We start from the raw sequence: 13,380 nt of genomic DNA on the forward strand, positions 1-13,380 counted from the left end.
GAGGGAGGGATGTGGTGGTACGAAAGTTGCAAGTGAAACTCCATCCTTCTTGACCGATTGCGAACTGTCACTGCCAATTCACAAGTTATTCAAACTTAAGAGGAGAACCTAATGAACGATATGACTATTGACAAGGAACTTGACCAGACCGTTTTCGCCCGCTTGCAACTCGAGGGCCGTTTACTCAATGCAGTGTTCAAGGGTCCCACCAGTACACCTCGGCGCATCGGTTTTCGCGGCGAACTCGCGCTGCGCTTCGGACCGCAACTCGCTGATGAAGCGCGCCCGCCAGAGCTGTCTTGCGAGCAGGTCATGGCAGTGGCCGACGTCGGCAACCCGCATCTCATATTTTTCGCGGGGTGGTTATTGAGCTTCGAACATCTGAAAGACGTCGCCGAAGTGTTGGGAGACGCACTCTCGCCCAACGGAAAGTACTTTCTGTTCTGCGACAACATCGATCTCTCGAGCCGCTATCAGGCGCACTATCAGGGCGCAGTATTCTATGTCCTCCCTATCGTGGAATCGACGGTCTACAACGAAATACTTGAGCTCCTGTATCTCGACAAGGCAGAGCTGAAGAAAAAGGACACAGCGGGAAAACTCGACGCCGTCGCCGACGCCGGGTCGAAGTTCGACTTGTGTTTCGATCCCATCAGTTACGCGCATGGACTCGAACTGATGGGCCCAGTCCGTGATCCTAACGAAAACAGACCGGTCTAGGTTGCATTCCGCAGCGGTGCTTCCTCATGAAGAATCCACCATGCACACAAGCTATCACAACGCTCACGTAATCTAACTGGAGAATTTCCATGGCACTGCTAATCGATGATGCCGCACGTCGAAAAGGGAACGCTCAAAGCCTCCCGCACGCTGATGAGGGTCTGCAAGCTCGTGCACGTTCGTCAGTCGCTAGATGGCTGTCGGCACACGACTTTCCGGATGCCCATTCCTGCAGCGTTGACGGAATAACGCCGTTGATGCTCGCAGCGATGCATGGGGAAGACCGTATCGTCGCCGCGTTGCTCGACGAAGGTGCACCCGTCAGTGCGCTCGACGACAACGGAAACGATGCGCTATGGTACGCATGTCTATGCGGAACGCCCGGACCGATTCTACGGTTGATCAGTGCCGGTCTTAATGTCGATCATGCCAATGCGCACGACGTCACATACCTGATGCAGGCAGCCGCCAACGGCAGAGTCGACGTCATGTGGTTGCTAATATCCCTTGGTGCGAGTAACAGCTTGGTCGCGCCAGATGGGCGAACCGCTTTCGACATGGCCACGGATTTTGGACTACAGCTGCTGCTAACGGTAGACCGACTCAAAAACGGCATGTGCGAATCGTCGCGTTTCGCCGATGATGCTCCGTCGCACAACCTTGCCCATTGAGGAAAACTTCTCATGCCGCTTTACGACTATGTATGCCGCAACTGCAATTTTCGGTTCGAGACACTTGTACGCACCAATTCGTTGGCGTCTTGTCCGCGCTGTAGCAGTAATGCGATGGATAAGCAGGTCAGCGCACCGTCCGCCCCTCCACGCAACAAGGCACTCATTACGGCAGCACGCCGCCAGGCCGCTCGTGAAGGGCATTTGAGCAATTATTCCGCGGCTGAGCGCATGCAATTATTGAATCGACCTTGAAACGCCACAATGAGCCGGCGCCTGTCATTCCATATCTGGCTTGCAAAAAAGTTAAGTCCAAGGAAAATCATATGTCGCCGCAGTCTATTTACCTCTGTGCACAAGAATTCCTCGTTGTAAATCCTCGCAACGGGAAACAACTCGGTAGACTTGCAAACACAATTCAATATGTCTCTTCTGCGTTCCTGATCGGGATATCAACATGGACAATGCCCGCATACTCGCAGAGCATGGATTCCCATATGGAATCATTTGACAGATTCATGGCTGACACGAAAGCTGCCGCCGCTCAGGATTTTATTGGCCACCCTTGGCGAGGGTCCGGGGCGCATCTTGAGTCAGACAATCAGCCTCCAATATCGCGCACCTACAAAGTCAATGATCCGTCTGCTTTCGAAGTGATGCGCCAAGCGATTATTGAACGTTACAACGGAGTACACGTCTCAGGGAGCTTTATTGCGAACGGCCAAACCTATGACTGCGTTCCGGTGATGGAGCAACCTGCTGTCCGGAGATATCAAATAAGGAAAATCGCAACACCTCCACAGTTAGCGTCAGCGACAAACCTCAACGGTGACTTATCCAGCCGATCGGTAGGGTCGTCGGAACAGTTGCAAAACGGCGTGAATACGCCAAGCTGTGGTACGGGCAGCGTCCCCTTGAATAGAGTCACACTGGAAGAGCTTAGTCGATTTCCGACAGTAGATGCATATCACAGAAAGGCGCCTCCACCGATGACCAGGCTCCCGTCAAGCAGCGAATCAGCGAATGCACCCTTTATCGCGAGTCAATTACTCTCCGCGGATACCTATACACACAAATATGCGACATTCGAGCAAAACGTCGAGAATCTCGGGGGCAACGTCACGTTCAATGTCTGGAATCCGAAAGTGGATGCTGCGGCGGGTCAGTTCTTTAGTTTGTCCCAGATCTGGATTATTGGTGGAGACAGAGCCGGCGGTGCAAACCCTTTACAGTCAGAAGAGACTGGCTGGGTAGTCTCGCCTTCCAAGTTTGGGGACAATCTGCCGCACTTCTTCATCTACAGCACCGCCGATAACTACGTGAACACCGGATGCTGGAACAACAGCTGCGGGGATTTCGTGCAGGTTTCGGAGAAAGCGGTACTCGGGGGCGCGTTAGTTGACATCAGTTCTCCCGGCGGTCAACAGCACGAGTTCAGTGCCGGATATCATCGCGACGCACACGGGAACTGGTGGCTCTTTCGTGACGGCGTGGCGATTGGTTACTACCCCGCGGAGTTCTATCAAGGCGGACAGAACAGTCATAACGCGACCTTGATTTCGTTTGGTACAGAAACAACTGGGCTTACGTCTTGGCCAGGCGCCGGTAGTGGTAATTGGGACAGCCCACTATATGGCCACGCAGCTTATCAGCGCAACCTCTACTACTACAACCTCGCTGACACTGCTGCCTGGGATGATCCGCACTTGTCGGTGCGATCGACCTGCTACCACGCGGCCGGTCCATTCAGCAACGGAGATGGCGGTTATATTTCCGCCGATAACCACAATCCAAGTTGGTGGACCCGATACGTCTTCGTTGGCGGCCCAGGCGGAACACAGTGCAGGTGAAGACGGCATAGAGCGCGTGATTCCTATTGTTCTATGATGCATAGCCCCGCCTAACATCCCGACGCCTCGCGCTAGCGAGGTTTCCACATGTTGCGTTTGGCAGTTGGTTCATCGAGGCATCCTACGTGCGCGATGCCGAACGAGGCGGCGAGCTGACCCGGAGCCAGCCTTAAACGGCACACGAAAACCGCGAGACACCGACGGTCAACCCACCTTCCCGTGACCGAAAACCGGTATTGCAATTCGTAGGCCAAGCGTTCGCCGTCACTGACTAATTGCGTACGTCCGCTCACCGATATTCTGCACTGTCCTCCTCACGTCGAGGCAGTTGATATCGGCAAATACATGCGAGGCCCTAAGCCGGCCAAGATAATCCATGTGCAATCTATGGGATGAGATGTGCAGGGTGCGCTGGTAATTGCGTCACCCAGCCCGATGCCCAGCACACGCAGGGTCATCGAGCTGCCGAGCGTCGATTCACCGCGACAACGGCATCGCTGCGCCGAGCGACCGTAAGCTCGAACGAATCGAGCGTCGGACCACCGCTCCAACGACTCAAAAGCCCGGGAAAACACTAGATCGCCGTAGTGTGGTATGCAAGCTCGCAAAGTGCGAATTCTTCAGTCGCCATCGCAAAACGCCTCTTCTGCCAATATTAGCATATCCGCTTGCGCTGCCTCCGTGGTCACATTAATGCAAAAGCCGGTCCATGTCGCTAGATAGACCCGGCGACCACGGAACTCGAGGAAGGGCTTCTCATCGCTTAGCTCGACTGCGGTGATCCGAATGATACGCACATCGGGATAGCGCTTTCGCCAAATTACCGCGGCTTCCTGCAGCGTCGGTTCGGTACAAACCAGCTCAGTTATCGCATGAATCTGTTCCACAGTAAGGCCCATGTCATTCCCACCCGCCTGACACCCGCCGCGCCTCGACAGTTACCGGAAGCGAGGTGTCGCTCGCAAGTTCGGGCAACTGAAACTCCCAGCCGTTAGCAAGCGTAATACGTCCACCCCAAAGCTGCGCTCCATCGATGTAGACGATTGGCTCCTCGACATCCTTCTTCGGAACATAGGCCCTGAATACGCCATTGTCATCCTTTCGGATTGTGACCTTCACGTTGATATCTCCCGGGTTGGTTAAGCGATTCGCGCCACCAGACGTATGGCTGCAACAACCGGCGGACATGCCGCACGTGCGCAGTACGATCCCGCCTTATCCCACACAAACTGGCTGAGTTAAGGGAGTCCACCATCATCGAACGGCTCGCTAATGCGCTCAGCGCTTAGCGTCGGCATCTGCGCGCAGTTCTCCTTCTCCATATCGGCGTGCCACGAACCGATCCAGCGAAGCGCGTCGGCGCGCCTCCCCAGTTGGGCGAGCACGTCCTGCGGCAGGCGATCGAGCGTGCAGAGCTCCTTCGCGCGCATTCCAACGCGGCGGTCTCCTTCGAAAAAGTGAACCGCATAGACGTAGAACCGCTGCAGAAACGTGCCGATTGCAGTGACATAACCGGCATCGCCCTGGCTCACGAGCAGCTCCCCCATAGCCTTACCGTTGTATGTACCGTCGTTACGAATCACGGCACGTGCAATCACTCGCTCGCCAACGGCGAACCGTGGTGGAAAAGCAAGTTCGACTGCATCGTCGCTCTCGACGTCCCTCACGCCCAGCTCATTTAAATACCGGGATGCACGCTTCATGACACCTCCCGTGGCAATGAGTTACGTCGGCGTCCGATCGATGCGCGAGACGCTCAACTCGCCTGCGCCGCCGCGCGCGCGCGGCGGCGCCAAATGCATGATTGCCACTCTTGAATGCAAGGCCACACCTGTCTTGTGTTTCGACGAAGTCGACGGTAAAGCCGTCGAGCAACAGCCGAGTTTCTGCCGGCAAGAGAATCCGCAGTCCATTGATCTCCGTAGTCTCATCACCGGGCTGCGCATCGGCCGTGGCGCTCAGTCCGGCTTCGTATCTGGAGCAACCGCAAGTACTCACACAAATACGAACGCCCGCACCGGATGGCAGACCGGAAAAGCGCACGATACGGTGAAGGAACTCTTCGGCGGCGGGTGTCACTGCAAAATTTGGCAACATGATTTAAAAATCGTCGAATTGAACAATCGTCGGGTACACTGCGCAAGGCAAGCGGAACAGAGCGCTAGGCCGGCACGATGCACCCGTCCACAGGGCACGCCGCCACGCATTGCGGACTATCGAATTGCCCCTCGCACACGGTACATTTTCTCGGATCAATTGCGAAGACGCCGCCTTTCTCGATGATGGCGACGTTTGGGCATTGTGGCTCGCAAGCCGAGCAGCCAGTGCAGGCGGAGGAAATGATCTTTAGGGCCATACCATGCACTCCTTGTGATGATTTTCGGTGTAACCGAGCACGTCAGGACGACTGCGCTACCTGCCGCTCAAACAGGGGCGTCTTCTCCCACCCTAGTCAACCCGATCTGTGGGATTGTCGCGTCGCCGCGGTCCGCGTGGTCAATTTCGCCAGTCGTGAGACGGCCACAATAATCGGTGAGCCATGCAAGCGCGGCTTTTTCGATTGGTTCGTGGGCGTACATATCCACGGGTTCGATTCCCGCTTCTAATAGCGACTTCCGTGGGCACAAGCCAATCTTTGCAACCAGCACAGCATGGCAATCGTTGATCGCGTGTACGATCGGCCGCAAGTCATCCTCATCGCCATCGCCGCCGCGGCAATAGGCGCCCACGCGGCGGTGCGCGACAAAGAGGGCTCCAGCGGCGCTGACCTGGAAAATCTGGAACTCGGAAGCGTGGCCGAAATGTGCGTTGACGAGTCCATCTCCCTTCGTCGCAACGGCAATCCGCACCTCGACATCGCCTAGCACCTGGGTCGCTCCTGACAAGCTTCGTGTCTTATGTTTCATTTCGCGCTCTCCATCGCTTGCGGCGTCCACGCGGCGTTGACGTGTACTGCCAAGATCAAGCTTGTCCACGGCGTCCATGTGTTCGATGCTTGCAAGCGAAAACTCGTGATGGCGGTCTTCGCCCAGAAGGCCTACGGCATCTGCACGACATTGCCGGCAATGGCGCATTAGGGCCGCGCCGCCCATGCAGGCGTCCTGCACGGCCTTCAACTCGCGAGCGGTAGGCTCGCGCTGGCCACGGCCACCGAAATACGTGCCGTGCGTAGGATCCGAGATCAGCGGCATGATGTTGTGCAAAAACGCACCCCGCCGCTTTACTTCACGATTCACTTCGACCAGGTGCTCGTCATTGATGCCAGGGATGAGTACCGAGTTGATCTTCGTAAGTACGCCACGCGCGCTCAACATGTCGAGCCCTAGCATCTGCCGCTCGTGCAGAATTCGCGCGGCCTCTTCGCCCGTGACTCTGCTGTGATCCCAAAAGATCCATGGATAGATCTTTTCGCCGATGACAGGGTCGACCATGTTGATAGTGATCGTCACGTGATCAATGCCGTAATCGCAAATTTCGTCGACATAGTCAGGCAGAGAAAGGCCGTTCGTCGAAAGACATAGCTTAATTTTCGGCGCGAGTTCGCGAAGCATACGAAAGGTGTCGAACGTTTTGTTCGGATTGGCCAGTGCATCCCCCGGGCCCGCGATCCCGACGACAGTCAATTGCGGAATCCTCGAGGCGACGGTCATCACCTTTTTCACGGCCTGATCCGGCGCGAGCTTCTCTGATACCACACCAGGCCGCGACTCGTTCGAGCAATCATACTTTCGGTTGCAGTAGTTGCATTGGATATTGCAGGCGGGCGCCACTGCGACATGCATGCGCGCATAATGGCGATGCGCTTCCTCCGAATAACACGGGTGATCTCTGATCCTTTCCCACACCTCCGCATTGATGTTCTCTGGTGCGTCGGTCGAACAGCAACTTGACCCGGCTGGTGCGCCATTTGAATCGGGGCGGCCGTATCCGGCAAGTGGATCCGCGGCCGACACCGATGGCATGATGTGTGTGACTCTGGCGCCGTCGGCCAAGATCAGAGCGCCGGCATTCGCGCAGTCGTGCATGGTATCTCTCCGCAATGAACGGTGGGTGTGCCATTGCTCCCAGCGAAATCCATGCCATCGCGAAAACGCACGATGTGCGAGTGGACGATACTTGAAGCCGAGAGCATCGCCGTGTGCTCCGTCACCATGACACATGGGTAGTCCAGCCACGCTGGCGCTGTGTCTCAGTTCTTATTCATTTGAATTACTCGCGATCAAAGCAACCGCTTTCGCGTTCGCCGATAACCCGATCGGCCAGATTCAAGCGCGACACTGTTGGGAATGGCACATTCCCGACGCGACTTATCACACCAAGTACTCCGAATCCCGACATGATGCCTTTCAGGTTCAAACAGAACCATACTCCGGCCGGAACGTCCCATTGGCACGATGTTTGCGGCGCAATCGACACCTCTGGAGAGACTTGACATGCATCTTCCAATTATCAATGACACGACGCTCCGCGATGATGAGCAGACTGCAGGAGTCGCATTTCGCGCCGAGAAAAAATGCGCGATCGCGAGCGCCGTGTCTCAGGCCGGCGTGACGGAACTCGAAGTCGGGGTTCCCGCAATGGGCGACGAGGGAATGGCGTGCATAGCGGAAATTTCCGGCTTAAGTCTCGACTCTCGTATAGTCGTTTGGGGACGCCTCACCGAAGGCGACCTCGCGGCGGCATTGCGTTGCAATGCCGATATCGCTCACCTCTCCATCCCTGTTTCGGATATTCATCTGCGCCACAAGCTGCAGCAGTCCCGTACGTGCGTTCTGCGTCAAATTGACCGCATAGTCGACATAGCAATCGGAAGTCGCGCAACCATTTCTCTCGGCATGGAAGACGCCTCGCGCGCGGATCCTTCCTTTGTCATCGAAGTGGCTCAATGCGCACAGCAGCAAGGGGTTCAGCGCTTGCGTTTCGCAGACACGGTCGGCGTGCTGGATCCGTTTAAGACATACCAGGCGATTGCGGCGCTGCGCGTTGCCGTGGACCTCGAGATCGAAATCCACGCGCACGACGATCTCGGGCTTGCCACAGCCAACACGTTAACGGCCCTTGCGGCAGGCGCAACACATGCCAGCACCACCGTCAACGGTCTAGGCAAGCGAGCCGGCAACGCGGCGCTAGAGGAAGTCGTGATGGGAGCACGTCATCTTCTGCGACGAGATACCGGCGTCGACACTAACGCGCCGCCCGGTATTTCGTTGCTGGTCGAACATGCGTCGGGCCGAGCCGTCTCCTTTGGAAAAAGCATCATCGGTCGAGGCATTTTTACTCACGAAGCGGGAATTCACACAGACGGCCTTTCCAAACACGTCGCAACCTACGAAGGATTCGATCCTGCAGAGGTCTGCCGGCAACGGTCTACAGTGCTAGGCAACCATTCTGGGTCTCAAGGCGAACGTGACGCATATGACGCTTCGGGCCTGAAGGTATCGGAGCGGCTTGTGCCGCTACTGCCGCCGCACATCCGCGCCTTCGCCACGCGACATAAGAAGGCGCCTAGCGCAATCGATCTCCGCCGCTTTTTGAGTGAGGTACGGAGCACGCGAGTCAGAGCGTCCTGGAGGCCGCTCATAGCGAGAAACGGACTTAGGAGGAGCAAACCCATGGAAGGACTTATCCGAGACTTCGTCCGTTTTCATCTATGGAGGATTTCCGCGTCTCTTTTGCATTGCCCTCGACAAAAGGATAGTGAAGTTGAACCGCCTGCACATCATGAAACGTTTCTTTCGGTACATCGAACAACAGGACGACGCGCCGCCCTCCACGACGGCTGATCTATCACGGCTTGCTGCGGAAGGCCTGCGACGACTTCGTTGTATCCGCGCCCCCTAAACAACGAGTGTTTAAAGTCTTTAGAAGGCCGCCGACCGCCATGTCGTCTTCCTGAAAAGCCTGTGCGCGTCGCAGTCGGCACCCAGCGGCGTCTGATTAGGAGAATCTCAATGCATATTGTCGTTTGCATCAAGCAAGTACCGGATTCTGCCCAGATTCGGGTTCACCCTGTGACCAACACCATCATGCGGCAAGGCGTGCCGGCAATCGTCAATCCTTACGATCTCTTCTCGCTAGAAGAAGCGTTACGGCTAAAAGACCGCTTCGACGCATGGGTCACGATACTTTCTATGGGACCACCACAGGCCGAGGACGCACTGCGTAGATGCATCAGCTACGGTGCAGACGACGCCGTGCTCATCACCGACCGGTCGTTCGCCGGCGCCGACACGCTCGCCACTTCTTATGCGTTGGCCGCCGCGATCCGCCAGATCGCGAGTGAACGCTCAGTGGATATGATCTTTGCAGGCAAACAAACGATCGACGGTGATACAGCCCAAGTCGGCCCGGGCATCGCGACGCGCATGGACATCCAACTGCTTACCTACGTGTCGAGAATCCTCGAGATCGACCTCGGCAGACGCACGATCATGGCCGAACGCCGTGCTGAAGGGGGCGTTCAGGTACTCGAGACGGCGTTGCCGTGCCTTGTCACGATGCTTGAGAACACGAACGATCTGCGTTTCGCAACACTGCCCAGAGTAATCCATGCCGCTGGCTTCCCCGTGCGCAAGTGGAACCGCCAGCAGGCCGGGATCGATGACGCCAGCAAGATCGGGCTGAAGGGTTCACCTACCGTCGTACGTAAGGTGTTCGGCGCAACGCCGCGTGCAGAAGATACCGAGATGATCGAATTCGACGAGTCGAGTCTCCAGGACGCGGCGGCTCAACTTGTGCGTAAGATCTTTACTCGCCATCCGACGCTAGAGATGGACCTGCGGCTCACGGAGAGGAATGCATGAATTCGCTTGTTGCTTGGAAACAAAAACCGGCCGAGCCGATCGCACACGCTAACGGCTGCAACGTAGAACTCCGCGACCGTATGAAAGACTATCGGGGCGTGTGGGTCTTCATCGAGCACGATCGTGGCCGTGCGCACAGCGTATCGTGGGAACTGGTCGGTGAGGCTCGCAAGCTCGCCGATAAACTCGGCAGCGACGTCGCTGTCGCGGTACTCGGTGGTACTGAAGAGCCACTCGAGCAGTTTGCCGCTGAGGCGTTCACCTTGGGTGCGGACAAAGCGTATGTCATCCACGATCCGGTGTTGCGCGGTTATCGCAACGAACCGTTCACGAAAGGCCTGTCAGATCTGGCTAGCAAGTACTGCCCCGAGATACTGTTGCTCGGTGCGACTTCAATGGGCCGAGATCTCGCGGGCTCTGTCGCAACACGGCTTCTGACTGGCCTTACAGCCGACTGCACTGAGTTGAATATCGATCCCGCCTCGCGTGTACTAGCTGCGACGCGGCCGACCTTCGGCGGCTCTCTGCTTTGTACGATCATGACGCTCGAATCCCGCCCGCAGATGGCGACTGTGCGTCCACGAGTCATGCCCATGCCGCCGGCGCAGCAAGGCCGCAGTGGCGAGATCGTGCAGGAAACGCTCGGGATGATCGAGGCCAATATAGTAACCAAATTGCTTGACTTCATCCCTGACGAGACAAGTGATCAAATCAACCTTGCCTACGCGGACGTGATCGTAAGCGGCGGCAAGGGACTCAAGAATCGCGAGAACTTCATGCTGCTATTCGAGCTGGCGCAGGTGCTCGGTGGCGAAGTCGGCGCGAGCCGCCCATGCGTTCAGGCGGGTTGGGTCCGAGCCGAACGCCAGATCGGACAGACCGGCAAAACTGTCAGGCCCAAGCTTTATATCGCCGCGGGAATCTCTGGTGCGATCCAGCATCGGGTCGGAATGGAAAGCTCTGACGTCATCGTCGCGATCAACACCGACCCAAACGCACCGATTTTTGATTACGCACACTACGGCGTTGTGGGGGACGCAATGCGCGTACTACCGGAACTAACACAGGCCTTTAAGCAGCACCTGATACCGCAGCGGCTAGACTCGTAAGGAAAACAAACATGATAACCTCCCCCAAATTCGACGCCATTGTGGTCGGAGCTGGACCATCAGGCAACGCCGCAGCCTACGTTATGGCGAAAGGCGGCCTGAAAGTGCTTCAGATTGAACGCGGCGAGTATCCCGGAAGCAAAAACGTTCAGGGCGCGATCCTTTACGCCAATGCACTGGAACAGATCATTCCGGACTTCCGTGACGATGCCCCTCTCGAGCGCCACATCATCGAGCAACGCCTGTGGATGCTCGACGATACCTCGTTTGTGGGCACGCACGCGCGCAGCGAAGACTACAACAATCCCCCATATAACCGTTACACGATCATACGGGCACAGTTCGACAAGTGGTTTTCGTCGAAAGTACGTGAAGCAGGCGCTTTGCTGATCTGCGAGACCACCGTGAATCGCCTGATAATGGACGGAGACCAGGTTGTCGGCGTGCAATGCGACCGCCAACACGGTGAAGTTTATGCGGACATCGTGGTCCTCGCGGACGGCGTCAATTCGACATTGGCGCGTAAGGCAGGTTTTCACGGCGAAATCAAGGCGGGCAATGTCGCGCTGGCTGTGAAGGAGATTCTCTTTATGCCTGAGGAAACAATTTGCCAGCGGTTTAATGTTGCCGATAACGAAGGCGTCGTCATTGAGATGGTCGGCCGAATCACCGATGGCATGGCTGGAACCGGCTTCTTGTACACTAACAAGGAGTCGCTGACAATCGGCGTCGGCTGTATGCTGAGCGACTTCAAAAACAACTCGAACCGTACAAGCCCATATGTGTTACTTGAAAAAATGAAGCGTCATCCGTCCATCGCCCCGCTCATCGCCGGCGGTGAAATGAAGGAGTACTGTGCGCATCTGATCCCCGAGGGGGGCTTCAATGCAATCCCGGAAGTGTACGGGAACGGCTGGATGATCGTCGGCGATTCCGGTGGCTTCGTCAATTCCGTACATCGCGAAGGTTCTAATCTTGCCATGACGACAGGACGTCTCGCCGCGGAGACCGCGATAGCCACAAAAGCCTCCGGAGGCCACAGCTATCGGGCTAGCGCCCTCTCCGGGTACAAGGCCGCGCTCGACAAGAGTTTCGTGATGAAGGACCTGTTCAAGTACCGAGACATGCCGAAGATCTTGCATCACAATCCGCAGTTTTTCACGACATATCCTGATCTAGTCGCTAAAGCGGCTCGGACAATGATTACGGTCGACGGCGTGGACAAGCAGACAAAGAAAGTGGATGTCATGGCGAGCTTCCGCAAAAGTCGCTCACTAACAGGCCTGGTGGGCGACGCATACAAACTCTGGAGGGCCTTCCGATGACCAGACTTACTGTGAACATCGACGAGAAGCTATTCCAAAACCGTTACCGCGTTGACGTTGGCCGGCCACACGTCCAAATAAGAAATCCCGAAACCTGCATTAATGAATGTAGCGATAAAAGCTGTACGTTCGTCTGCCCCGCTTCCTGTTATCGGAATGAGAACAACGGCGCCGTGACACTAATTACCGACGGTTGCCTTGAATGCGGCAGTTGTCGCATTCTATGCGGGGAACACCACAACCTTTCCTGGGAGTATCCGAGGGGTGGTCACGGAATCCAGTTCAAGTTCGGATAGACGAAAACGACCTCGTCATTTCGGCTTCCGCCTACCACAGGAAGGTGCAGAAGGCTTATCGCTTCGGAGCAAATCAATGAATATCCTTACTGGCATTGAGTCGGCAGATCTGTTTGGCGGCGCCGTGCCTCCTTCCGTATTGCGCTTAATCGAGGACACACGTGGCGGCCGCTGGGACGATGTGACCGCTGCATTGTGGACCGCCGTTCTTTCTCACCCGCGCTGCCTGCCACCCTACTATCTGCTATACAAGTTTCACGCGAACCGGGGCGAACTTGGCGAGGCGAAGGAAGTTGCAACCAAGGCTTTGACAGCTGCAGCCCGGGAAGCGTCAATTGACATTGACTGGTGTGCCGTACAGCCAGGCGACACAGATTTCACGATTCCTGGACCGGCACGCTTTTGGCTCTTCACGCTGAAGGCGCTGGCCTTTATCAGCGTTCGCCGCTGCGAACGCGCGGTTGCCCTGAGGCTCCTTGCGAAGCTGCGCCGGCTGGATCCGGCCGACTGCGTCGGCTTCAACGTGGTGGAAGCCCTTCTCGCGCAGTCCGGGCGTCGATAAGCCCTACCGGCAGGCCAGCCGTCGGCTCTGATGTGATGGACGAC

General features: G+C 56.6%; 15 protein-coding genes and 2 pseudogenes. 11 read left to right on the top strand and 6 right to left on the bottom strand.

The window, feature by feature from the left end; genetic code table 11:
- Window positions 1-111 precede the first annotated feature (111 nt).
- From AB4Y36_RS35940 to AB4Y36_RS35955, 4 genes are all read left to right on the top strand, one after another.
- A complete protein-coding gene (locus AB4Y36_RS35940; protein ID WP_069268294.1) occupies window positions 112-720 on the top strand; it encodes a hypothetical protein in 609 nt (202 codons plus the stop codon).
- A gap of 89 nt (window positions 721-809) precedes the next feature.
- Window positions 810-1,391, top strand: a complete 582-nt coding sequence (locus AB4Y36_RS35945; protein ID WP_069268293.1) for an ankyrin repeat domain-containing protein — start codon at window positions 810-812, stop codon at window positions 1,389-1,391.
- A 12-nt stretch (window positions 1,392-1,403) separates the two neighbouring features.
- The gene (locus AB4Y36_RS35950; RefSeq protein WP_083245582.1) at window positions 1,404-1,646 is read left to right on the top strand and encodes a zinc ribbon domain-containing protein; all 243 of its coding nucleotides are present in this window, start codon (window positions 1,404-1,406) and stop codon (window positions 1,644-1,646) included.
- A complete protein-coding gene (locus tag AB4Y36_RS35955) occupies window positions 1,643-3,241 on the top strand; it encodes a neprosin family prolyl endopeptidase (RefSeq protein ID WP_368619632.1) in 1,599 nt (532 codons plus the stop codon). The genes AB4Y36_RS35950 and AB4Y36_RS35955 overlap by 4 nt, the downstream gene beginning before the upstream one ends.
- A gap of 620 nt (window positions 3,242-3,861) precedes the next feature.
- Here the strand turns inward: AB4Y36_RS35955 and AB4Y36_RS35960 are convergent.
- From AB4Y36_RS35960 to nifB, 6 genes are all read right to left on the bottom strand, one after another.
- Entirely contained in the window at window positions 3,862-4,140 is a 279-nt protein-coding gene (locus AB4Y36_RS35960) for a hypothetical protein (protein ID WP_069268291.1), read from the bottom strand.
- Between the two features lies 1 nt (window position 4,141).
- Entirely contained in the window at window positions 4,142-4,360 is a 219-nt protein-coding gene (gene nifT / locus AB4Y36_RS35965; RefSeq protein ID WP_069268344.1) for a putative nitrogen fixation protein NifT, read from the bottom strand.
- 119 nt (window positions 4,361-4,479) lie between these two features.
- Complete coding sequence (locus AB4Y36_RS35970) at window positions 4,480-4,944, bottom strand: nitrogen fixation protein NifZ (protein ID WP_368619633.1); 465 nt, start codon at window positions 4,942-4,944, stop codon at window positions 4,480-4,482.
- The gene (locus tag AB4Y36_RS35975) at window positions 4,916-5,338 is read right to left on the bottom strand and encodes a HesB/IscA family protein (protein ID WP_368619634.1); all 423 of its coding nucleotides are present in this window, start codon (window positions 5,336-5,338) and stop codon (window positions 4,916-4,918) included. Before AB4Y36_RS35975 ends, AB4Y36_RS35970 begins: the two co-directional genes overlap by 29 nt.
- Window positions 5,339-5,402: 64 nt before the next feature.
- On the bottom strand, window positions 5,403-5,597 hold the full coding sequence (locus AB4Y36_RS35980; protein WP_083245579.1) for a 4Fe-4S binding protein: 195 nt from the start codon (window positions 5,595-5,597) through the stop codon (window positions 5,403-5,405).
- A gap of 67 nt (window positions 5,598-5,664) precedes the next feature.
- Window positions 5,665-7,266: a nitrogenase cofactor biosynthesis protein NifB gene (gene nifB, locus AB4Y36_RS35985; RefSeq protein ID WP_368619635.1), complete on the bottom strand. Its 1,602-nt coding sequence runs from the start codon at window positions 7,264-7,266 to the stop codon at window positions 5,665-5,667.
- A 408-nt stretch (window positions 7,267-7,674) separates the two neighbouring features.
- Between nifB and AB4Y36_RS35990 the strand changes: the two are divergent.
- The 7 genes and pseudogenes from AB4Y36_RS35990 to AB4Y36_RS36020 form a co-directional block, all read left to right on the top strand.
- Window positions 7,675-8,793, top strand: a pseudogene (locus AB4Y36_RS35990) (homocitrate synthase); the annotation flags it as partial.
- A gap of 145 nt (window positions 8,794-8,938) precedes the next feature.
- Window positions 8,939-9,137 (top strand): annotated as a pseudogene (locus AB4Y36_RS35995) (nitrogenase-stabilizing/protective protein NifW).
- Between the two features lie 55 nt (window positions 9,138-9,192).
- Window positions 9,193-10,044, top strand: coding sequence for an electron transfer flavoprotein subunit beta/FixA family protein (locus tag AB4Y36_RS36000; protein WP_069268289.1), 852 nt, complete (start codon window positions 9,193-9,195; stop codon window positions 10,042-10,044).
- On the top strand, window positions 10,041-11,153 hold the full coding sequence (locus AB4Y36_RS36005) for an electron transfer flavoprotein subunit alpha/FixB family protein (protein ID WP_069268288.1): 1,113 nt from the start codon (window positions 10,041-10,043) through the stop codon (window positions 11,151-11,153). The genes AB4Y36_RS36000 and AB4Y36_RS36005 overlap by 4 nt, the downstream gene beginning before the upstream one ends.
- 11 nt (window positions 11,154-11,164) lie before the next feature.
- On the top strand, window positions 11,165-12,478 hold the full coding sequence (locus AB4Y36_RS36010; RefSeq protein WP_368619636.1) for an FAD-dependent monooxygenase: 1,314 nt from the start codon (window positions 11,165-11,167) through the stop codon (window positions 12,476-12,478).
- On the top strand, window positions 12,475-12,774 hold the full coding sequence (locus AB4Y36_RS36015; RefSeq protein WP_083245578.1) for a ferredoxin family protein: 300 nt from the start codon (window positions 12,475-12,477) through the stop codon (window positions 12,772-12,774). Before AB4Y36_RS36010 ends, AB4Y36_RS36015 begins: the two co-directional genes overlap by 4 nt.
- A 76-nt stretch (window positions 12,775-12,850) precedes the next feature.
- Window positions 12,851-13,336: a hypothetical protein gene (locus AB4Y36_RS36020; RefSeq protein WP_069268286.1), complete on the top strand. Its 486-nt coding sequence runs from the start codon at window positions 12,851-12,853 to the stop codon at window positions 13,334-13,336.
- Window positions 13,337-13,380 lie beyond the last annotated feature (44 nt).

It is taken from the genome of Paraburkholderia sp. BR10936, from assembly GCF_040965735.1.
Lineage (GTDB): Bacteria > Pseudomonadota > Gammaproteobacteria > Burkholderiales > Burkholderiaceae > Paraburkholderia > Paraburkholderia nodosa_A.

Bases quoted from the DNA above. Each gene is read 5' to 3' on its own strand.
- AB4Y36_RS35950 (WP_083245582.1), top strand. From the start codon at position 1,404: ATGCCGCTTTACGACTATGTATGCCGCAACTGCAATTTTCGGTTCGAG.
- AB4Y36_RS36005 (WP_069268288.1), top strand. From the start codon at position 10,041: ATGAATTCGCTTGTTGCTTGGAAACAAAAACCGGCCGAGCCGATCGCA.
- AB4Y36_RS35945 (WP_069268293.1), top strand. From the start codon at position 810: ATGGCACTGCTAATCGATGATGCCGCACGTCGAAAAGGGAACGCTCAA.
- AB4Y36_RS35970 (WP_368619633.1), bottom strand. From the start codon at position 4,944: ATGAAGCGTGCATCCCGGTATTTAAATGAGCTGGGCGTGAGGGACGTC.
- AB4Y36_RS36020 (WP_069268286.1), top strand. From the start codon at position 12,851: ATGAATATCCTTACTGGCATTGAGTCGGCAGATCTGTTTGGCGGCGCC.
- AB4Y36_RS36000 (WP_069268289.1), top strand. From the start codon at position 9,193: ATGCATATTGTCGTTTGCATCAAGCAAGTACCGGATTCTGCCCAGATT.
- AB4Y36_RS35940 (WP_069268294.1), top strand. From the start codon at position 112: ATGAACGATATGACTATTGACAAGGAACTTGACCAGACCGTTTTCGCC.
- AB4Y36_RS35980 (WP_083245579.1), bottom strand. From the start codon at position 5,597: ATGGCCCTAAAGATCATTTCCTCCGCCTGCACTGGCTGCTCGGCTTGC.
- AB4Y36_RS35960 (WP_069268291.1), bottom strand. From the start codon at position 4,140: ATGGGCCTTACTGTGGAACAGATTCATGCGATAACTGAGCTGGTTTGT.
- AB4Y36_RS36015 (WP_083245578.1), top strand. From the start codon at position 12,475: ATGACCAGACTTACTGTGAACATCGACGAGAAGCTATTCCAAAACCGT.
- nifB (WP_368619635.1), bottom strand. From the start codon at position 7,266: ATGCACGACTGCGCGAATGCCGGCGCTCTGATCTTGGCCGACGGCGCC.
- AB4Y36_RS35975 (WP_368619634.1), bottom strand. From the start codon at position 5,338: ATGTTGCCAAATTTTGCAGTGACACCCGCCGCCGAAGAGTTCCTTCAC.
- AB4Y36_RS36010 (WP_368619636.1), top strand. From the start codon at position 11,165: ATGATAACCTCCCCCAAATTCGACGCCATTGTGGTCGGAGCTGGACCA.